General features: G+C 36.0%; 19 protein-coding genes and 2 rRNA genes. 8 read left to right on the plus strand and 13 right to left on the minus strand.

What is annotated here, in order from left to right:
* Window positions 1-2: 2 nt before the first annotated feature.
* Genes H4K33_RS04890 through H4K33_RS04900 form a run of 3 tightly spaced genes read right to left on the minus strand, consistent with a single transcriptional unit; the run spans window position 3 to window position 2,716 of the window.
* Entirely contained in the window at window positions 3-755 is a 753-nt protein-coding gene (locus H4K33_RS04890) for a GIN domain-containing protein (RefSeq protein ID WP_182647354.1), read from the minus strand.
* Between the two features lie 12 nt (window positions 756-767).
* Window positions 768-1,472: an ABC transporter ATP-binding protein gene (locus tag H4K33_RS04895; protein ID WP_182647355.1), complete on the minus strand. Its 705-nt coding sequence runs from the start codon at window positions 1,470-1,472 to the stop codon at window positions 768-770.
* A 2-nt stretch (window positions 1,473-1,474) separates the two neighbouring features.
* The gene (locus H4K33_RS04900; protein ID WP_182647356.1) at window positions 1,475-2,716 is read right to left on the minus strand and encodes an efflux RND transporter periplasmic adaptor subunit; all 1,242 of its coding nucleotides are present in this window, start codon (window positions 2,714-2,716) and stop codon (window positions 1,475-1,477) included.
* Window positions 2,717-2,870: 154 nt separating this feature from the next.
* On the opposite strand from H4K33_RS04900, the gene H4K33_RS04905 reads away from it, so the two are divergent.
* The gene (locus H4K33_RS04905; RefSeq protein WP_182647357.1) at window positions 2,871-4,217 is read left to right on the plus strand and encodes a sigma-54 dependent transcriptional regulator; all 1,347 of its coding nucleotides are present in this window, start codon (window positions 2,871-2,873) and stop codon (window positions 4,215-4,217) included.
* A 12-nt stretch (window positions 4,218-4,229) separates the two neighbouring features.
* Window positions 4,230-5,555, plus strand: a complete 1,326-nt coding sequence (locus tag H4K33_RS04910; protein WP_182647358.1) for a PAS domain-containing sensor histidine kinase — start codon at window positions 4,230-4,232, stop codon at window positions 5,553-5,555.
* Here the strand turns inward: H4K33_RS04910 and H4K33_RS04915 are convergent, their stop codons facing one another.
* From H4K33_RS04915 to H4K33_RS04935, 5 genes are all read right to left on the minus strand, one after another.
* A complete protein-coding gene (locus H4K33_RS04915) occupies window positions 5,556-5,885 on the minus strand; it encodes an MGMT family protein (RefSeq protein WP_182647359.1) in 330 nt (109 codons plus the stop codon).
* The gene (locus H4K33_RS04920) at window positions 5,885-6,508 is read right to left on the minus strand and encodes an amino acid permease (RefSeq protein ID WP_182647360.1); all 624 of its coding nucleotides are present in this window, start codon (window positions 6,506-6,508) and stop codon (window positions 5,885-5,887) included. The genes H4K33_RS04915 and H4K33_RS04920 overlap by 1 nt, the downstream gene beginning before the upstream one ends.
* 3 nt (window positions 6,509-6,511) lie before the next feature.
* A complete protein-coding gene (trmB, locus tag H4K33_RS04925; protein WP_182647361.1) occupies window positions 6,512-7,183 on the minus strand; it encodes a tRNA (guanosine(46)-N7)-methyltransferase TrmB in 672 nt (223 codons plus the stop codon).
* A 75-nt stretch (window positions 7,184-7,258) separates the two neighbouring features.
* Window positions 7,259-8,326, minus strand: coding sequence for a cell wall metabolism sensor histidine kinase WalK (locus tag H4K33_RS04930; RefSeq protein WP_182647362.1), 1,068 nt, complete (start codon window positions 8,324-8,326; stop codon window positions 7,259-7,261).
* Between the two features lie 4 nt (window positions 8,327-8,330).
* On the minus strand, window positions 8,331-9,020 hold the full coding sequence (locus tag H4K33_RS04935; RefSeq protein WP_182647363.1) for a response regulator transcription factor: 690 nt from the start codon (window positions 9,018-9,020) through the stop codon (window positions 8,331-8,333).
* A gap of 185 nt (window positions 9,021-9,205) precedes the next feature.
* Between H4K33_RS04935 and H4K33_RS04940 the strand changes: the two genes are divergently transcribed.
* Window positions 9,206-11,953: a TonB-dependent receptor gene (locus H4K33_RS04940; protein ID WP_182647364.1), complete on the plus strand. Its 2,748-nt coding sequence runs from the start codon at window positions 9,206-9,208 to the stop codon at window positions 11,951-11,953.
* Between the two features lie 52 nt (window positions 11,954-12,005).
* Here the strand turns inward: H4K33_RS04940 and H4K33_RS04945 are convergent, their stop codons facing one another.
* Complete coding sequence (locus H4K33_RS04945) at window positions 12,006-14,108, minus strand: DUF4280 domain-containing protein (RefSeq protein WP_182647365.1); 2,103 nt, start codon at window positions 14,106-14,108, stop codon at window positions 12,006-12,008.
* 581 nt (window positions 14,109-14,689) lie between these two features.
* Here H4K33_RS04945 and H4K33_RS04950 point away from each other — a divergent pair.
* The 3 genes from H4K33_RS04950 (at window position 14,690) to H4K33_RS04960 (ending at window position 17,391) form a co-directional block, all read left to right on the plus strand.
* Complete coding sequence (locus H4K33_RS04950; protein WP_182647366.1) at window positions 14,690-15,829, plus strand: hypothetical protein; 1,140 nt, start codon at window positions 14,690-14,692, stop codon at window positions 15,827-15,829.
* 135 nt (window positions 15,830-15,964) lie between these two features.
* Window positions 15,965-16,324, plus strand: coding sequence for a T9SS type A sorting domain-containing protein (locus H4K33_RS04955; RefSeq protein WP_182647367.1), 360 nt, complete (start codon window positions 15,965-15,967; stop codon window positions 16,322-16,324).
* 83 nt (window positions 16,325-16,407) lie between these two features.
* Window positions 16,408-17,391, plus strand: coding sequence for an acyl transferase (locus H4K33_RS04960; protein ID WP_182647368.1), 984 nt, complete (start codon window positions 16,408-16,410; stop codon window positions 17,389-17,391).
* A 37-nt stretch (window positions 17,392-17,428) separates the two neighbouring features.
* On the opposite strand, the gene gldC is transcribed toward H4K33_RS04960, so the two are convergent.
* A complete protein-coding gene (gene gldC / locus H4K33_RS04965) occupies window positions 17,429-17,767 on the minus strand; it encodes a gliding motility protein GldC (RefSeq protein ID WP_182647369.1) in 339 nt (112 codons plus the stop codon).
* Window positions 17,767-18,747, minus strand: a complete 981-nt coding sequence (gldB, locus tag H4K33_RS04970; protein WP_182647370.1) for a gliding motility lipoprotein GldB — start codon at window positions 18,745-18,747, stop codon at window positions 17,767-17,769. The genes gldC and gldB overlap by 1 nt, the downstream gene beginning before the upstream one ends.
* Window positions 18,748-18,819: 72 nt before the next feature.
* On the opposite strand from gldB, the gene nadE reads away from it, so the two are divergent.
* Together nadE and H4K33_RS04980 are read left to right on the plus strand one after the other, a co-directional pair.
* Entirely contained in the window at window positions 18,820-19,626 is an 807-nt protein-coding gene (gene nadE, locus H4K33_RS04975; protein ID WP_182647371.1) for an NAD(+) synthase, read from the plus strand.
* Window positions 19,627-19,631: 5 nt separating this feature from the next.
* On the plus strand, window positions 19,632-20,090 hold the full coding sequence (locus tag H4K33_RS04980) for a hypothetical protein (RefSeq protein WP_182647372.1): 459 nt from the start codon (window positions 19,632-19,634) through the stop codon (window positions 20,088-20,090).
* A gap of 475 nt (window positions 20,091-20,565) precedes the next feature.
* Here the strand turns inward: H4K33_RS04980 and rrf are convergent.
* Together rrf and H4K33_RS04990 are read right to left on the minus strand one after the other, a co-directional pair.
* Window positions 20,566-20,675: ribosomal RNA gene (gene rrf, locus H4K33_RS04985) — 5S ribosomal RNA — on the minus strand.
* A 105-nt stretch (window positions 20,676-20,780) separates the two neighbouring features.
* Window positions 20,781-20,898, minus strand: a 23S ribosomal RNA gene (locus tag H4K33_RS04990); the annotation flags it as partial.

The raw sequence follows: 20,898 nt of genomic DNA on the forward strand, positions 1-20,898 counted from the left end.
GCTTAATTTGACTTCACAGATCCCATCGAATCTGTGTATTTTTTTAATTCTTTTGGTGTATTATAGTAGACAACTCTCCCCATCGAATCTGCATAAGCATTTAAACTTTCGATCGGATAAACTTCTGCTTTCCCCATTGAATCTGCCTCTACCTTGACAAACTTAGCTTTCAGACTCTTTCCATCGAATTTGGCTGCACTATCCACATTAATGGTTAAGTTTTCCACATCTCCTGTTACGGTAGCACCTGCAGCACTATCAAGGCTAACTTTAATATTCTTGGCGGTGATATCCCCTTTGTACTTCGAAGCGGAATCTAAATTAATGGTCACATTCGTTGCTGAAAAATCAGCGGTTATGGAAGCAGCAGCTTCTGCTTTTAGCGCTACAGTTCCTCCTTGAACGCGTCCATTTACTTGTACATGCGCAGTGGTACTTACATTGTAATCCACAATTTTCGACTGAGCAATAAATACTTTTGCTTTGTTGTTGTACAAGTTCTTTTTGGATTTTTTTGTATTCATATCCACGTAGAGCGTTGAACCTGTTTGTCTTATTGAGACATGGTCTAAATCTTCTTGCGTTCCTTCAACGCGAACCGTGTTAGAATCTGACGTTGCGTCCACTTGAATTTCCAATGGCATAGACGCAACTAATTTGGTAACTTGACCTGCAATAACATGATTTTGTTTTACTTGACCACTTACCAATAGGCTAAAGAAAAACAACAATAACCCTAAGAAAAAACGTATCATATGTTTTGTTTTTTATACCGTAAATACATCTACGATTTTTGTATTGATTTTTTCAGATAAAATCATTCCGTCTTTCATCAAAATGGTGCGTTCAGAATAAGAAGCATCATGATGCGAGTGAGTAACCATAATGATGGTGGCTCCTTGTTGGTGTAATTCGGTCAAAAGCTCCATCACTTCCGCCCCGTTTTTACTGTCCAAATTTCCTGTAGGCTCATCGGCAAGAATAATCTTCGGATTGTTGATCAATGCACGTCCTACTGCAACACGTTGTTGTTGTCCTCCCGAGAGTTGTTGAGGATAGTGCTTCAAACGGTGTACAATATTTAATCGCTCTGCAATTTCCATCACTCTTTTCTTGCGTTCACTACTTGGAACTTTGTTGTATATCAACGGCAATTCGATGTTGTCATACACCGACAACTCATCAATTAAATTGAAATTTTGAAAAATAAAACCAATGTTTTCTTTTCGAATTAAGGCACGTTGATTTTCTGTTAACCCTACCATTTCCTTCTCTAATAGACGGTAACTTCCCGAAGTAGCGTCATCTAACAAACCTATAATATTCAACAAGGTTGATTTCCCACACCCCGATGGCCCCATTACGGAAATAAACTCTCCTTTTTTAACTTCTAATGACACTTCATTTAAAGCGGTTGTCTCTACTTCTTCCGTTTGAAAAACACGAGACAATTGTTTAATTGCTATAACCATAACTATTCTTTTAACTGTAAATAATTCACTCTTAAATAATCTTTATAACTTGAAATAATAACTTTTTCCCCAGCAGACAATCCGGAAACAACTTCGTAATAAGCAGGGTTTTCTCTACCGATTTCGATGTTTCGGCGTTCTGCTTTTCCGTCCTTTACAACATAAATCCATTCGCCTTTAGTCTCGGTAAAAAAACTTCCTTTTGCCAAGAGCAATCGCTGTTCTTTACCTGATAGAAACAACTTGATTCCCATACTATTTCCCTCTTGTAATTTCAATTGCTCAACTGTCGTAAAATTGAGTTGTACTTCAAATCGGCCGTTGATAATTTCAGGTAATACTTTACTCACTTCTACCTGAACAAGTTGCCCTTTGATATCTACCTGTCCTTTCTGTCCAACCACAATGCGATCCAAATAAAACTCATCGACATTCGCCACCAATTTATATCCTTCTAATACATCTATTTTACCAATACTTTCACCTGCATTGTACGTTTTCCCCAACATGGGTTCAAACGATGATAATCGGCCAGATATAGGAGCTTTAAGCAAGAAATTTTGTTTGTTTTCTCTCAGTTTCTCTAAGCTGCGTTGAATAACCGCCAAAGATTGGTTGATTTGTTGAACTTGAACTTGATTCGATTGCTTTTCTTTTTCCACACTTTGTTCCATCAGCGCTTTGCGCTTTTTTTGATAAGAAAAGCTCTCTGCCGTTTGATTCCATTCATTCAAAGATAAAATCTCTTGGTCAAATAATTTCTTATTTAGTGTATATTGTAATTCAGCATTTTTGTAGTCGTATTCAATGCTGATTAGATCTTTCATCAAACCTATTTCTTGGTTGCGTATATTCATCAGATTGACATTTAAATTGTTCATCTGTTCAATCAAAGAGGATTCTTGTGACATGTAGGCCAATTCAGAACTCGGATTGTGCAACAAAACCAAAGGGTCACCTTTTTGAATAACGCTTCCGTTCTCGACGAATATTTCGCTAACGGCACCTCCTTCTGCAATATTGATTAAAAGCGATTGTAAAGGTTCTACCTTTCCTTGAAAGGATATATATTCTTCAAAAACACCTTCTTTCACCTCTGTCATTCGAATTTCTTTTTTAGATACATTGAGAACAATATCTTGGAAAAAAGTAAAATAAGAAGTCAACCCTAAAAGAAGGACTCCACCAATAATTAGTAAAATCTTTTGTTTTTTTCTATTTTTACGAGGTAAAACTCTATCCATAGTACGCTGATTTACAAGAATAATAACAAAAGTATGCCAAGAAAGAATAGAGACATAAACACCTATAATTCAACAAGATAAACATACAATCATTTTTAGAGTGTTCGATAGTGAACAGTCTAATGTTCGGTTTTAAACTACACAGCCCTTCGACATGAGAAAGACAAATGCCACGATCCTCGTTTTAGATGACAATACTGAAGTTTTAATCGCTGCTAAACTGCTTTTAAAACGTCATTTCGAATCGGTTTTAACGAATAACAATCCTAAAAAAATCTTTGAAATTTTACAAGAAACACCTGTGGATGTCATTATTCTTGACATGAATTACCGCGTAGGTTTTGAAGATGGAAAAGAGGGGATTTTTTGGTTTAAAGAGATTAAAGCAAACTATCCACAGGCGCAAATTATCCTCATGACTTCCTATGGGCATGTAGAAACAGCCGTTGAAGGGATTAAACTAGGAGCGATTGACTATATTTTAAAACCGTGGGACAACGATCACTTAGTCGATATTGTCAAAAAAGCAGTACAACAACGACGCAAAAAAGAACAAGATCCAGTAGTAAAATTCGAAGCTTCTACTTATTTTGAAGGAACCTCTCCTGCTATTCAGAAAACCTACCGCATGGCGCAACGCGTTGCTCAAACGGAAGTTAACACTTTAATTCTAGGTGAAAATGGAACAGGAAAATACGTATTAGCCGAGTATATACACAACCATTCGACACGCAAAGCACAACCTTTTGTTCATGTAGATTTGGGATCTCTCAATGCTAATCTATTTGAGAGTGAATTGTTTGGTTATGCCAAGGGAGCATTTACAGATGCCAAACAAGATACAGCAGGCCGTTTTGAAGCCGCACATGGAGGAACGATTTTTCTGGATGAAATTGGCAATGTTCCGCTACATTTACAGGCAAAACTGCTACAAGTAATACAGTCAAAATCTGTTATTCGCCTTGGCGAATCACAGCCACGACCTGTAGATGTTCGTATCATCACTGCTACTAACGCAGATATTGAAACAGAAGTTGCACAAAAAGAGTTTAGAGAAGATTTGTACTACAGAATCAATACGGTGGTTCTGCCTTTACCCGCACTAAGAGAACGCAAAGAGGACATTCCTGCTTTGCTCGATTTCTTCATGGCACAATACGCAACAAAATATCAAATTGCTATTCCAGTAATTCAGTCTCATACCTTAGATTCTCTTTGTAATTATGAGTGGAGGGGTAATATACGCGAAATGCAAAATCGCGTTGAACGCGCGCTAATTCTAACTGATGCAGAAGAACTAAACCTTCAAGATTTTGGGATCTCTGCCGCTGTAATAAAAGAAACATCCCTTGATGATTCAACACTCCAAGACATCGAACGAACCACAATCATTCGAACACTAGAAAAATGCAGTGGCAACATCAGTCAAGCTGCGGATGAACTCGGTTTATCGCGTGCAGCGTTGTACCGAAGACTCGAAAAATATAATATTAAAAACTAACAACCACCCCATATGTCATTCCACTTCAAAGTTTTTATGCGTATCCTGGTCATCATCGGCTTATCGTTGGTTGCCGTTTGGTTGTTTTTACAAGCGTATACTTACACCTTCTTCATCGCAATACTAGTTATTATTGGTTTCTTAATCGAATTATATTCCTTTCAACGAAAGTATTATAGCATCATTGACCGCTTAGTTTTAGCCATGATCTACAATGATTTTTCATTGAAATCCAACAAAAAACAAGTCAATGAGACCTTTCACAATTTGCAACAACTCTATCAAAAATTACAACACGAGCAAGAACAAAATGAAGTAAAGGAATTAGTATACCTCAACATTCTCAACAACCTAGAGACGGGCATTGTTATTTTTGAACGCAATAAAGACACATGGGACATTTTTTTAATTAACGATTACTTCGCCAAACTATTCGATATTCCCAAAGTAAAATCTTGGCAAAATCTTTCGCGTTTATTGCCCAACTTGACGCATCACCTTGAACAATTGGAATTTAAAGAGTCAAAAAACTCTCTTGATATGAAATTTGAAGGAGAAGAAAAACAAACCTTCATCCTACAAACATCGATTACCATGAGTCAAAACCAAGAATTTTATATTGTTTTGCTTGATTCTATCCAAAAAGTATTAGACAAGAAAGAGAAAGACACTTGGGAAAATTTGATGAAAGTAATCTCACATGAAATCATGAATTCCTTAACGCCTATACATTCTTTGGCGCATAATACCTTAGGTATTCTTGAAGAAGAGTTTCCATTGACCGCTGATGATATGGATGATTTAAAATTGAGTATTCAGACCATTGCAAATAGAACAGATCACTTGCGTCATTTTATCGATAATTACCGCAAGCTAACGATGCTTCCGAGTCCTCAAAAAACTTGGGTAAACAGCGCTGAAATTATTGCAAATAGTTTGGCTATTCTCAAGCCAATCTGTCAACAGTATAAGGTGGATTTACACACGACTATTGAAACACAAGTATCTCAATATTGGGATGCCAAACAAATGGAACAAGTGTTCATCAATGTATTGACAAATGCTATTTATGCGGTAAAAAATCAGGAAGAAAAAACAATTCACGTTCATGTATTTGAACGCAACAATCGCCTGTGGATTGATATCATAGACAACGGAAAGGGAATTCCAGAAGAAATAAAACCTAAAATATTTATTCCGTTTTATACTACACGAGAAGATGGTGCAGGTATTGGATTGCCGTTATCCAAAAACATTGTGGAAATGCACAACGGATACTTGACTTTTAATCGAAAAGAGGAACTCACCTATTTTAGTCTTAACTTTCCGCTGAACTAATTAAAATTGGACAGCTGGGATCCAAAGAATTGATTTAAAGTTTTGTACTTGATTATCTTTGACCTCAACACCTTCGCTTTCTAGTAGTTGTTGCATGAGATTAGTTCCATCAAAATGGTGTTTTCCACTTAACATCCCCAATCGATTGACCACGCGGTGTGCAGGAACAGAATCGTCAAAATGAGAAGCATTCATTGCATAGCCCACCATTCGAGCAGAACGAGGCGCTCCAATCGCTTTAGCAATTGCGCCATAGGTCGTTACTTTTCCATACGGAATCTCGCGAACCACATCGTATACACGTTCAAAAAAGTTAGCTGAATCCTTCACTAGCGCAATAGTTTATAGATCGTTACCAAACAGATAATTCCTGTTATTGTTCCAATCACGTAGTTAATATTGCGCAATAGAAAGGCATTTTCATTAGCAACTTTCTTAAACACAGAAATATAAGCGTAAAACATGAGTGCCGAACCAAAAACTACACCAATGGAAAAGATAACGGTATAAGCCCATTCAAAAATAGGGTACTGATACGAAGCTAAAGTAACACTGAGAAAAACGTAATACGGAATAGAAAAGACATTGATCAACGCCAACAAAGCACCGTAGACATATGGATTCTTTAATCGCTTGACCGTATCGTTTTCTTTTTTCTCCTTCCGTTTGGCAAAAACCAAAAAGTAAAGCGTCAATGATCCAAAAATAAGTAAACCTATTTCGTGTAAGATTTCCGTTATAAATGGACTAGAATCGATGAGTTTGGCAAAGAAAATAGCCACATAGGTTTGAACAAAAATAATAGATAATGCTCCAGCAATGTACAAGATAGAAGCCTGTTTTCCTCTTTCTTGTGCTACTTTAACAGCAGTCATGTTGAGTAACCCAGGAAGAGATACTCCAATCACTGCTGCTAAAAAGCCAAAGAATAATAAGATAAAATAGTGATCCATCCGCTATTTAATTCTGAATTGAATATAAGTAATGGCTTTATTCTGTTCTAAATACTGTGATTCGTAAAAGGTTTGAATTTCAGTTACCACTGAAGGTGCCCCTTCGTTTTTATATACGTGGTGATTTGCATAAATTACTTCATGTCCTTCACCGTGTAGCAATCCTAGTGTATATCCGTGCATAAACTCACTGTCGGTTTTCAAATTCACAACACCATCAGGAGTTAGGATATTCTTGTAACGTTGTAAAAACTCTGTGTTAGTTAAGCGGTGTTTTGTGCGCTTGTATTTAATTTGTGGATCTGGAAAAGTAATCCAAATTTCACTTACTTCACCTTTCTCAAAAGCAAACTCGATCAATTCGATCTGCGTACGTAGAAAAGCGACATTGGTTAATCCTTCGTCAACAGCAGTCTTAGCCCCTCTCCAAAAACGAGCACCTTTGATATCGATTCCTATAAAATTAGTATTGGGAAAACGACGAGCCAACTCTACCGTATATTCTCCTTTTCCACAGCCTAATTCCAAAACAATAGGGTTATTGTTTTTAAACACTTCCGACGCCCATTTGCCTTTTTGTGGCAATCTAGCAATCATTTCTTCTCTTGATGGTTGGAAAACATTACCAAAAGTTTCGTTTTCTCTAAATCGCTTTAACTTGTTTTTACTTCCCACAGGGTTATTCGTTTAAATTCAATGCAAAATTAAATAATTATAACGAAAGTAAAACCTTTTTATAGGGAACACAAATTAACTTCCGCTTTCTGCAGGCACATCAACCGCTTTTTCCAAAGTAAAAGAAAACTCTGAACCATAACCATAGCTGCTCTCTACATAGATATGTTCATCATGTGCCTCAACGATGTGCTTAACAATCGACAATCCTAATCCAGACCCTCCAACACTTCGGGCACCACTTTTATCAATGCGATAAAAACGCTCAAAGAGACGTGGAATATGTTCTTTGCGAATTCCCAATCCGTTATCTGTAATACGAACAATCAATTTATTTTTTACTAAATTCTCAATGCTAACTTCGGTTGTTCCTTTTTCTTTTCCATATTTAATTGAATTCTCAATTAAATTGGTGATCACTTGTCCGATGCGCTCTTTATCGCCTAACACATAAATTGGCTTCTTATAGCCCATATCAAACATCAGAGAAATATTTTTCTTCTTGGCTTTATACTCTAGGAAATCAAAGGCATTCTGAATCATCTCAATCAGGTCGAACTCTACAATATTCAGGTGTAAGTCGCCCGACTCTAGCTTGGCAATCATATCCAAGTCTTGTACAATATAGATTAAACGATCTACCCCTTGTGCTGCTCGTTCTAAGTAGCGATCGCGCACTTCTAAATCATCTATCGCTCCATCTGTCAGTGTTTCCAAATAGCTCTGAATCATAAACAGAGGTGTCTTTAATTCATGGGATATGTTTCCTAAAAACTCTCTTCTATATTCCTCACGAACTTGCAGCGATTCGATTTCTATTTTCTTGTTGGTTGCAAACTTTTCAATCTCTTCCGTCAGCGTTTTCATATCGGTAGTAACTGCATTAGCACGAAGATCTGTGTGCTCTAGAAGCGAAACTTTATCGTAAATCTTTTTAATTCGACGATAGATAAAATGCTCTACTCGATATTGAATAACAAAAAAAGAAGCAAAATAAACCAATATCGTGTGGATGATAAGGAGTTTACCCAATCCTTCTTTAACTAAAAAAATAAAGGGAAGTGTAATAACAAGAGAGCAAATTGTTATCAATAAAGCTGATTTAACAGCAAATTTATAAGATTTTTTAAAGCGTGTTGACATTCAATTACATATCTAATTTATAGCCTACTCCTTTAATTGTTTTAAAGCAATCATCTCCCACTTTTTCTCTTAACTTTCGAATGTGAACATCAATGGTTCTTCCTCCTACAACTACTTCATTACCCCATACGCGATCTAAAATCTCTTCTCTGGTAAACACTTTACCTGGTTTTGAAGCCAATAAGTACAATAATTCAAATTCTTTTCTTGGTAAAGACAACTCCACTCCATCAATCATGATTTTGTATTCATCTCGATTGATCTCGATATTCCCGATTTGAATTACGTCACCTTGTTCCACTTCTTCAACTGTTTTTAAGCGACGCAACAAAGCTTTAATTTTACTCATTAAAACTTTTGGCTTTACAGGTTTTGTGATATAATCATCCGCTCCAGCATCAAACCCTGCTACTTGAGAATAATCTTCCCCTCTAGCAGTTAGAAAAGCAATAATTACGTTTTGCAAGCTGTCTATCTTACGAATATTCTCACAAGCTTCCATTCCGTCCATTTCAGGCATCATTACATCCAAGATAATAAGGTGCGGAAGCTCTTTTTTTGCTTTCTCTATTGCCTCTTTTCCATTTCTTGCTGTACTTACTTGATACCCTTCTTTCTCTAAATTATAACTGATGATCTCAATTATATCTTGTTCATCATCAACCAATAAGACTTTAATGTCTGCGTTTTTCATGCTTTATATGTGTGTGTTATAAATCAGTCCAAAGATAAAGATAATACATTATGTTAAGTAAAGTTTACAATTATTTAATGTGGTAACCATTTAATAACGTTTACTATAAAATGTGTTAAAGAAGCGATAACACACAAGACATATTTACGCTTGTTCTTTGCACTAGCTTAAATAAAATAAGAATTATGAAATCAATGTTACTATTCGCTCTATTATTTATTAGCCAAATAGTTGGAGCATCTAATGGAACTATTAAAGGACTTTTACAAGACTCCACAACTAAAGAACCACTAGCTTTCGCTTCTGTTAGCATCAAAGGGACAACACAAGGAGTAAATACAGATTTAGACGGTTTCTTTACAATAGAAGTACCGGAAGGAACGCAAACTTTGACTTTTAACTACGTTGGTTATACTACAACAGACAAAACCGTAGAAGTAAAACCCAATCAAACGGTAGAAGTAACGGTTGATTTAATTTCAGAAAGTGTACAACTCGAAGGAGTTGTTGTACAAGCTACACGTTCAAAATCAAGAGAAGCAACATTGTTAATTGAGCAACAACGCTCTGTTGAAATGAAACAACATATCGGATCACAAGAGTTATCTCGAAAAGGAGTAAGTGACGTTGCTAGTGCAGTTGCCAAAACAACAGGGGTTGCCAAACAAGAAGGTTCGGGAACTATTTTTGTTCGCGGATTAGGAGATCGATACAATAGCACCTCGCTAAACGGATTGCCGTTAGCTTCAAATGATCCAGAAAAGAAAAACATCGATTTGAATATTTTCTCGACTGATATTGTAGAATATATTGCCATTGACAAAACGTATTTTGCAAGAAACTACGGAGATTTTGCAGGAGGAAATATCGACATTATCTCCAAAAATCACACAGGAGAAGGATTTGTAGAAGTAGGATTAAGTTCGAGTATCAACACCAATGCGGTAAAACAAGACAACTTCAAAACTTTATCTAATCGCAGTTACTTTGGTTTTTCTAACACGAAAATTCCAGCTAATGCACTTAAAGGGTACAATTTTAAGAACTCTACTCAAAACGACACACGCAGTCCTTGGGGAGCTGGTTTGAGCATTAATACAGGAAAATCGTTCTTTTTTGGTGAATCTGCTCTACATTTATTTGCAACCGCATCTTTTGGCAATAACTTCAAACAAAAAGAAGGAATCACTAGAACAGCACAAGCACAAAACTCATTTACAAAAGATCTAAACCTAGAAGCTTTTGAATATAGCACGAATACAACGGGAATGGTAAATGCTAAGTTTGATATCAATGCAAACAACTCCCTAAAATACAATTTCTTATTTGTAAACGACTCAAAAGAAAAGAATGAAGATTATCGCGGATATGTAAGAGATATTACGTTAGATAACTCGGATTATACACAAATCAACAGACAAACCTACCGTCAGGATCGCTTAATGGTTAATCAATTATTGGGTAATCACAAATTAACAGATCAAGTTGACTTAAACTGGGGAACTGCTTTCAATACAATTTCAGCTCAAACACCAGATAGACAACAATATACTTTAAACAAAGTCAAAGATATTGATAGCTATCAATTTTCTATCAACTCTAGATCAGACAACAACCGTTACTTCGAAGATCTAAAAGAAAATGAATTAGCAGCAAATATTTCGGCAGATTACAAATTTGGTAAAAACGAAGAAAATTTATTCGATGGAAAATTAACCGTTGGATACAATTTTAGAAAAAAAGACAGAGAATTTAAAGCCACTCAATTCGTCTTCCAAATCAATAGAGAGTATAACAACAATATCAATCCAAATGCTTTGGATCAGTTCTTTAACCAGTCAAATTTTGACAAGGGCTACTTCGACATCTATACCTTTAGAGGAGGAGCGGGAACACCAAATGCATTATTACCTCAAACGTACGATGGGGAATTATTTATCCACGCAGGTTTTGTAAATGTAGAATATCGCTTAACCGATAAATTATCTGGATCACTTGGAGCGCGTTTCGAAACGATTTCACAAGATGTTACTTGGCAAACGCAATTAGATGCTGACCAAACAAGTAATAAGTTTACAAAAAATGCTTTTTTACCTAGCTTATCTTTAAAATACGAAGCAAATGACAACAATAACTTGCGTTTCGCTTTATCTAAAACATATACCTTACCCCAATTTAAAGAAAGAGCGCGTTTCATCTATGAAGACGTAACAGAAATTAAAGTAGGTAACCCTGATTTATACGCTTCTGATGATTACAACGTAGATTTGAAATGGGAATACTTCCCAAAAACAGATGAAGTAATTTCAGCAACGGTATTTGGAAAATACATCAAGAACCCAATTAATGAAATTGTTTCAGCCTCTTCGTCTAATGATATTACATACGCTAATACAGGAGACTATGGATATGCAGCAGGAATAGAAATTGAAGTTCGCAAAAACTTATTCAATTTTGACGATGCTATGACCAATAAAATTACAGGAGGATTAAACGCTTCCTTGATGAAAACTTACCAAAAACTGGATAATGAAAAAGTAAATAGAGAAAACAAATATTTAAGTACTTCTTTTACACATGATAATGCTAGTTTTACAGGAGCCTCTGATTTATTACTTAATGCAGACCTTTCTTATATCAAAGAATGGGCAAATGATCAAAAATTAATGGCTACACTTTCGTATGCACAATTCTCAGATAAACTTTATTCATTAGGGACAGAGCAAAGCGGAAACTTAGTTGACAAAGCTTTTGGATTTTTAGATTTTGCTTTCAAGTATGATTTCTCTAAAAAATTCGGTATGAGTTTTAATGCGAGAAACTTATTAGATCCAGCCATCGAAAGAAAACAAGAAAACTTAACTCAAGACGTTTTAGTACAATCGTATAAACTTGGACAAAACTTTAGTTTAGGTTTTAAATATACCTTCTAAATACAATACCCTGTTCACAGAAAAGCCTGCATAAAATGCGGGCTTTTTTTTATTAAATACATTCTATTTCATACGATTTGGTCGTATGATTGAGCGTCACATCCAATTGGTAAAGTCCTGCATCTTCAAATTTAAAATCAAATTGAGCCCTATTGGAACGCAAAACGATACGACCTGTTTGCGTGTAAATAGGATATGTAGACTTCGGTTCTAAAACTTCATCTACTACAATTTCCTTTTGGTTTTGTAGCATTACTTGTTTTACATCGCGTAACGTTTTTAGTTGTGGTTGTGGTTTTGAGTTTGTATAATAAATAGACAAACCGAATCCTATCTTTTTCTTAGGCCCTTTGATATAGCTCAATGTCCAAACAATTTCTGTATCAGTACAAATATGTTTAGAGCGTATGATCCTTTTTTCCAAAGGCGAGGAAGCGCATTGAATGATTCTTGTAAAAAGAGTTGACCCATCTCTTGTTTGCACTTCAACATAAGCAGGTTCAGTTGTAGGAGGCTGATAACCTATGGTTGTTCCTAAAATAACCTTAACGCGATTGTTACAGTAAATTTTGTATTTGTTGTCTTTTAAACTACTTACGAAACTACTGGGCAATAAAACAACTTTCTCCAAAGCATTCGCGACTACTCTTATTGTATGTTGAAGATTTTTTTTCTTCTCTCCTGCAGGGGCATACACACATTTAATCACATAGTACCCCTTTTTTGAAAAAGTAAGAGGCACAGTAACATCTTTGATAAAGTGTTCTTGAAAAAACTCGCCATCAGGCACTTTAACAAACCATCTAATCAACTGAGGTTTAATGATTCCTTTGCTTTTAAGCATCGCAGAAAACACAATACGACTACCTATTCGAACACTTTCTAATGGAGGAAAAATTGCTAACAAACTAGTACTTCCAACATTAAAATACTGTGTGGGAATCGCTGTATGCCGCATTAAATTTTTATACACCTCTACCTGATAGGTATTGACATTCACACAATCAAAAGTCGCTTGTAATGTTGTTCCTTTTTGTTTAAATGATTGTGCTCCTTTGGAGGTGAAAACAAAAGCAGTATGATTTCCAGGATGAACATCTTTGGCACTAACTTTAATGCACAACTGGTTGATTTGCTGTGATGATAACTTAACATCACTGTGAAGGACAAGGCTAACACGATCTCCAACAACGAGTGTATCTTCTTTCTTTACACTTAATTGTAGAGACGTTATTGTAGCATCATCCACTACCTCAAAATAGTAGTAAAAAGCCTCCTTATAAGTCTTTTGTACTTTCAGTTGAGGAGTAGTATTTACCGCAATTATATATACTCCCGCCTTTTGTGGCTGCCAACTAAAAGCTCTGTGTTTGGTACTAAATGTTTCATACTGATCACCAGCTGTATGGAGCACTATCGTTTTTCCTGTTTTTCCGTCTTCTAATATGCTAGATCCTCCCTTAGCATAAAGAACACTCCAACTGATATTTTTTGACTCTTCATTCGCATTAGTCGAAGCAGTAAAAATTAATTCATCCCCTTTCTGAATACGCAAAGCACGAGTATTATCACGAACAAGATGACCACAGTGAAGTTGTTCCAGATTAGTCAGTGTTAAATCATATACTTTAGAAGCATAGGCCGAGGGTTGAATTGAGTGTTCAACTAAATCAACTTTCTTGGTTGGGGTAGATTCTTCTCTATAATCACAAGGAAGTCCTTTGATACATTTTTCATTTTGCTCCACACCTTCTACTTGACCAGAAGTCCGTATCGACAACACCCCACCTTTTGCACAACGCAAATTTCCATTTTTCGTTAAAATACCACGTCCATCAATAGAGCGTGTTGATTCATTACCCACTATGTTCCAAATTCCAAAAGGTTGGTAGGTACAAGTTTTATTCTTCCCTTTTTTATGCTTGCATTGTTGGAAGGGAGAAAGTCCAGATACAAATTGATTATCTTCAACAGTCGCGATAAGTTTATCTACCGCACTGATATAATACTTTTGATTTGTGGTAATTGAAAGTGTTGCAAAAGCAGAAGGGTTTCCTGTACAAACGCAAGTTGCTCCAGAACAAACCACTACTTCAGAAAAAGCTTGTACATCTGTGCCTACCAGAATTGACTTTGGTTTTACTCCTTCCTTCATGTATTCAAAATCTTTTCCTTATCATGGATCACTTCTACTCCCTTAGCACATAATGTTTGCTCAGCAAATAAATGTATCTCTCCCTTACTATTAGTCTCTCTGATTTGACTTATCCCTAAAGTCCTAAAAAAATATTTCATAAAGCTCTTGTTTAAATTATACCTGATTATAAGAAATGGATTCGTTAAGAGGCCTTTCACTTGTCTTAGGTCGATTCATAGCGCGTCAAAAATTTTCATTAAAAGTGAGCTATTCAACCTGGTGCATAACGAATATACAAGCAATCCATATTATAAATAAATCAACATAGTGCGAATAGGTGTTTTCATTATGTAATTCAATTCTTTTAGTTGTTTACTATACGTAATTATACACAGTAGAGGTGATCCAAAACCGTAAAAGACAAGGGATAAATCGCTTCTTGTTTGAAAAATGCGTGAAACTATTGCAAAAATCACTTCATAACAATTCATTAATATACTTCTTTCATATCATAACAATTCAATGATAAAGAGCTAACTGTCAGTTCATACAAGTAGACAATCTTTGTATCAGTTAAAATAAAATAACACAATTACTTTATGAAAAGATTATTCAAATCAGCTTTATCAATCGCTTTAGTATCAGCTTTAATCGTTAGCTGTTCATCAGACGACAATTCAAACGACAACGGAGGAGGTCCAAATCCAGTAGAAAACATCGGACAAACTGTAAAAAAAGGACAAACACTTACATTAGAGAAAAATAAAAAATACAACTTATCAACTAAGCTAGTAGTAGAAGAAGGTGGAGTTTTAAACATTGAAGAAGGAGTAGAAATCGTTGGAACAGGTGGAACCTCTTCTTATATCGCGGTTGCACAAGGAGGACAAATCTTTGTAAAAGGAACGAATACCAATCCAGTTGTAATGACTGCTTTAGAGAAAAAGAGAGGAAGTTGGGGAGGTTTAGTGGTTTGTGGAAAAGCACCAATCAACAAAGCAAAAACAGCTACTGCAGAGGTATCTGATTTAACATACGGAGGGGATGTAGCAAATGACAATTCAGGATCTATCCGTTTCTTGAGAATCGAATATGCTGGAGCAAACTTTAACAGCGAAAAAGAATTCAACGGATTATCTTTATTTGGAGTTGGAAGTGGAACAAAAATCGAATACGTACAAGCTCACGAAGGATCTGATGACGGATTTGAGTGGTTTGGAGGTACAGTTAGTGCACAATACTTAGTTTCTACGCACAATGACGACGATCAATTTGACTGGACAGAAGGATGGAACGGACAAGAGAATAAGTTTTGGTTCTCTAAACAAAGTGGAACAGCAGACAAAGGATTTGAAGCAGATAACAATTCAAAAACAAGAACAGCAGAACCTTATTCTAATCCAACAATTGACGGTATTACTTTAATCGCCGCAGTAAAAGGAGAAGGAACAGCGATGAAATTACGCGAAGGAACAAAAGGAAAACTGAAAAACGTAGTGTTAAGTGGATGGAAAACAGCATTTGATGTAGAACATGACGAAACAATCGCAAACGTTGCAAATGGATCATTATTAGTGAGCAATGTAAAACTAATTGATGTGACAGAAAAAGCAAAAGGTAAAAATACAGCAGGAGAATCAGTAAACGTAAATGGTGTATTTGTAGAAGGTGAAAACCAAGGAGCTGGTAACAGCGCAAATGCTCCTGAATGGACAAAAGGTTGGACTGTAGGGTTATAACACTTGATTTTTTTAAATCAAAAACGATAATAAGTCACTAATTTATGTTAAGAAAAAATATTTGCCCTAAAAAGCAAATATTTTTTTTATCATATAAGAAATATTTCTTACTTTTATGAGACTAATTTCGTTTGAATGATTAAAAATTACTTTCATAAACATTTCTTTATTATAGCATTTGTATTGTTTACTGGTCTGAGCATTGCTCAGGTGAGTACGGTTGGTACATCTCAAAATAAAGCAACAGTTGTGAAAACAATTGAAAATCTCTCTATTTATCCTAATCCCGTAACAACAAACGGCAAGATAACAATAGAAACAAAAACGAATGAGGCTAAAGAAATTGAAATCTACAACGTAGTAGGTAAGAAAATTTTCTCTACAAGCCTAAACACCAAAGAATTAGTTTTGCCCAACACAGTAACTGCGGGGATTTACATTATTAAGATTAAAGAGAATAATGCCTCTGCAACGCGAAAACTAATTGTCAAGTAACAAATCTCATTTCAGATAATTCTAAAGCATCCTTTCAACAAGGATGCTTTTTTTATTGTACTTTTGTATCAAATTATTGCATTGTGTTTACACCAGAAGATATCATTAGCATACAAACCCGAAAAGAGTTTCATAAAGTAGCGATGAAAGTATATCGCTTTCAGTATGAAAACAATGCGGTGTATCGTGAATTTTGTAATCTCATTCGAAAAACACCTACAGAAGTTCGCAGTTTAGATCAAGTACCCTTTCTTCCTATTGAATTCTTTAAGAGTAAAGACGTAGTAAGTAGTACACAACCCATTCAAACTACTTTTACTAGTAGCGGTACAACGGGCATGATCACAAGCAAACACCATGTAACAGACTTAGCTTTCTATGAAGAGAGTTTTAGAAAGGGATTTGCTTATTTCTACGGACCTATAGAAGATTACGTTGTTTTAGCGCTACTGCCTTCATATTTAGAAAGAGAAGGGTCTTCGCTTATCTATATGGCAGAAGACTTCATCAGAGAATCTAAGCATCCTGAGAGTGGATTTTACCTCCATAATTATGAAGAGTTGATCACTACCTTACAATTGTTAGATCAACAAGGAAAAAATGTACTTTTATTAGGTGTAACCTATGCCCTACTTGACATCATTGAACAGCATAAATTTAGCCTAAACAACACCATTATCATGGAAACTGGAGGAATGAAAGGCAAGCGAAAAGAAATGATTCGAGCGGAACTGCATTCCATCTTATGTCAAGGATTTGGGGTAGCTAAAATCCACTCAGAGTATGGAATGACAGAATTACTCTCTCAAGCCTATTCTTTAGGTGATGGCCTTTTCCAATGCCCTAGTTGGATGGATATTGTCATTCGAGATCCTGAGGATCCTTTAACTCGAATAGAAGACTTTGGAAAAACAGGAGGAGTAAACGTTATTGATTTGGCCAATATCAACTCGTGTTCTTTTATTGCCACACAAGATTTAGGAAAAAAATACGAAGATGGCACTTTTGAAATATTAGGTCGATTTGACCATTCTGATATAAGAGGTTGCAACCTCATGGTAGTATAATAAAGAAGGGAAGTTTTTGTTAAAACCTCCCTTTTTTTTATTTGTCCAATAAATCGTTCTTCTCCGCAAAATAGTCACAAAAGTCGCGCATGGTAGCGGACATTTTCTCATCTTCTGTAGCACGTTCATAGGTATCTGCCATAGCGACTAAAGTCTGATGAAAAAACTTCTTCATTTCATCTACAGGCATATCTTTTGTCCACAGATCAATACGCAGTGTTTCTTGTACTTTATCATCCCATATTGACAATAACATAGCCTTTGATTTTGCTCTATCTACTCCACCATCCTTAGCGGTCCAAGTTAATTTTTCAGGAACGCGATTCTCATCTAATTCTACTCTAATATTGATATCAGAAACGTGATTTTTACTCATTACTTCTTGGGTTTATACTTTGATTTTTCAAAAATATCTTTTGCATTCATTGCAAAAAGTTCCTGCAAAGTTACATTATTATTTTCCATAAATGAACGAACAATTTGCCACCCCATCCAAACACCAACTCTACCAGGTGATTCACTGTCTATATCCAAATAAAACTTACTGAAAGGAGCAGGATCAATAAAGCGAGCAGCTAATTTTCCATCGGTATCAAACATTAATTGATTGTCGATAAAGTAACGCCAAACTTGTGATTCATTTGCTACACACCAATCATACTGTTCTTTTGTATATGTTAGGAGTGTTTCTTTAGCCACCGAAGGCAATAATGTCTCTTTTGCATAAATCAATTTGCCCTTTTGAATCATCGCTCCTAAAAAAGTGCGATCCATACTCTTTGGCAATTTTTGCACAACGAAGCTCTCCGCCATATCAGGCAAGATCTGAGCACGATCAAACGTGGTATGGGTATAAGTCGGGAAACTCTTATAAAAATGATGATCGGCTCCTAAATAGGTGTCTAAACTTACTAAAGCTATTGTATCAGCATAAATCGCCTTAACCGAAACATCAACTTCAGAAATAACGGTTATCAACTTCTTGTGTGCCGATTCTTCAGGATAATAATACTTGATATACTGAAATAAACGCTTCAACTCTTCTGGTAAAGAACCTAGATCTTTATATTGTTTGGTTACTTCTTCATGGAGTTCTTGAAAAATAGTATCTTTTTTCTTCTCTAACCAAGCAGCATCGGATACACCTGCTGGAAACATATAAGGAAATTTCGCTTTTAGCGATTGAAAATCCTCGTCTTTACCGTTGTAAAACTCTTGATCAAAGCGCTCTACAGCAACTTCCATTGGTATTTGTTCTACTTCTTTGTCTAACTTGGATTGAGGGTTGCCGCAACCCACAACAAAAAAACTAGAAACCAACAAGAAGGATAAAGATATTTTGCTAATTTTGAACATAGTATTCTTGAATTATTATTCGCATCACTACAAATATAAAAAGAAGAACCACAAATCAATCACAAAATTACCATGATGAATCAAAACTTTCAAACCGAAGAAGTAACCCATTACATTGTAGAATGGCTTAAAAATTACGCCTTAGAAAGTGGTATCAAAGGATTCACTATTGGAATATCAGGTGGGATTGATTCTGCCGTTACCTCTACCTTATGTGCCAAGACAGGATTACCATTACTCTGTGTGGAAATGCCGATTCACCAAGCAAGTTCACAATTGGATAGAGCAAAAGAACATTTGGATTTTCTAAAAACCAACTTTCCCAATGTAAGCACCGCTACAACAGATTTAACGGCAACATTTGAACTTTTTAAACAACAAGTTCCAACAACTACAGAAGAACAACTCCTAGCACTAACACTAGCTAATACAAGAGCGAGATTACGTATGACTACACTGTATTACTATGCGGGAATTCACCGTTATCTAGTTGTTGGTACAGGAAACAAAATCGAAGATTTTGGTGTGGGATTCTTCACAAAATACGGTGATGGTGGTGTAGATATAAGTCCAATTGCCGACTTATTAAAATCACAGGTACGCTTGATTGGAGAGTACTTACGCATTCCTCAAAGTATTATACACGCCAAACCAACAGATGGATTATTTGGAGATGAGCGCACGGACGAAGATCAATTAGGAGCAACGTACGATGAACTTGAAGCAGCAATGCTTGCAGTAGAAGAAGGTAAAACATTAGCAGACTTTGATCAGGGCAGAGCAAAAGAAGTCTATATTATTTATACACGCTTGAATCGAATTAATCAACATAAAATCAATCCGATTCCTGTCTGTACCATTCCACAACATTTAAAGTAATTTCTATGATAAAAAAATATTGCATTATACTCGGATCTCTAGCACTATTTACAGGCTGTGAAATAAACGACGATTACTACGACCGAGACCAATTCATCCGAACAGAAAACTTAGAGCAATACGGATGCTATAACACCAAAGAAAACTTGTTTGTACCAAGTCTTCGAGGAAATGAGTTTATTATCATTAACAATTCATATGACTATAGAAAATTAGTTCAAGGTTGTAATGCCGCTATAGACTTTAGATACTTTGACCTAATCATCGGACAATATTGGGTTGAATCCAATACAGAAGATATTAAGTATGTCTACAGAAAAAACCGATTCAATGAATTCATCTTATCTGTTGACTTTCTTCAGAATTGGGGTGGTCGACCACGATACGTTACGTATCATGCAATTGTTCCGAAACTACACCCGAATGATCCAGTATACGTAGAGACCGCAGAACTCTTACCCTAGTCAATTACTTGACGTTTAAAGCAACAAAAAGCACGTAAATACATTTGTGTATAAGAAATAATTAAAGCCCTTAGAAGGGCTTTTTTTGTGCGTTGTTTGTCGTTTGTCGTTTGTTGTGCGACTCACCATCTCACCATCTATCTCACCTAGTTTATATTTGTTTTGGTGTTCGATGAATCTACACTGCGTTTCGATTTTCACTGCGTTGCGATTTCACCACGTTCCGATTTCACCACCTCACCATCTCACCACCTCACCATCTCACCACCTTACCATCTCACCAACTCATCACCTCACCAACTCATCACCTCACCAACTCATCACCTCACCAACTCATCACCTCACCAACTCATCACCTCACCAATCTACACCAAACAAAAAAGCGAACTCTCGTTCGCCACTGATCATAGTTAACAGTTCACTGATAACCAAAAACAAAAAAGCCTGACTACTTACGTAATCAGGCTTTTCAAAAGAAGGGCGACGACATACTCTCCCACCTTACGGCAGTACCATCTGCGCTAGCGGGCTTAACTTCTCTGTTCGAAATGGGAAGAGGTGAGCCCCGCCGCAATAACCACCCTAAAGCGGTTGTTATAAGTTTATCAATAATCCTATAACTAATATTGTATATTATAACTAACAAATACCTTTAGAAAGTTGCCCTCCCTCTCAGTTAAGAGAGGGAGATTCACATAAGCTTACGGGCTATTAGTACTACTCGACTTTGACATTACTGCCTTTACATCTATAGCCTATCAACGTTGTCATCTTCAACGGCCCTTTAAAGAAATCTCATCTTGTGGTG

Source organism: Myroides sp. WP-1 (assembly GCF_014145635.1).
Classification (GTDB): domain Bacteria; phylum Bacteroidota; class Bacteroidia; order Flavobacteriales; family Flavobacteriaceae; genus Flavobacterium.